The following is a 644-nucleotide window of genomic DNA, read 5'->3' as shown; positions in this document are numbered from 1 at the left end:
TATGGTGTACGTAAAGTCTGGCAAAAATTAAAACGTGAGGGTTATGTTATTGCACGTTGTACAGTTGCTCGATTGATGCAAAAGCTAGGTATACAAGGTGTTTGGCGTGGTAAGAATAAACAAACCACCCGTAACCGAGATGACCAAAAACGGGCAGATGATTTAGTGAAACGTAATTTTAATGCTGATCATCCAAACCAACTATGGGTGGGTGACTTTACCTATATTCAAACTCATTCAGGCTGGGTATATACCGCATTTGTTATTGATGTGTTCTCACGAGCAATTGTTGGATGGAAAGTATCTACACGGATGAATACAGATATGGTGCTCGATGCATTGGAGCAAGCATTGCACGATCGAGGCATGCCAAAGAATGTGATTCATCATTCCGATAGAGGTGTTCAATATCTTTCTATTCGCTATACCAATCGTTTAGAAGCTGCAAATTTACGAGCATCAGTCGGTACAACTGGTGATTCATACGATAATGCTCTGGCTGAAACGGTGAATGGCTTATACAAAACAGAGGTGATTGAATATTTAAAAGCAGATTGGCAAGGTTTAGCAGATGTACAACTTGCGACACTAAACTGGGTAGATTGGTTCAATAAAAAGCGTGTACACAGTGCACTGGGTTATGT

At 40.4% G+C, this 644-nt stretch carries 1 pseudogene; it reads left to right on the top strand.

The window, feature by feature from the left end:
• Positions 1–644 (top strand): annotated as a pseudogene (locus HLH16_RS15070) (IS3-like element ISAba19 family transposase); the annotation flags it as partial.

This window comes from Acinetobacter sp. ANC 5378, from assembly GCF_013004315.1.
Lineage (GTDB): Bacteria > Pseudomonadota > Gammaproteobacteria > Pseudomonadales > Moraxellaceae > Acinetobacter.
This window is presented reverse-complemented; position numbering and strand designations above follow the sequence as displayed.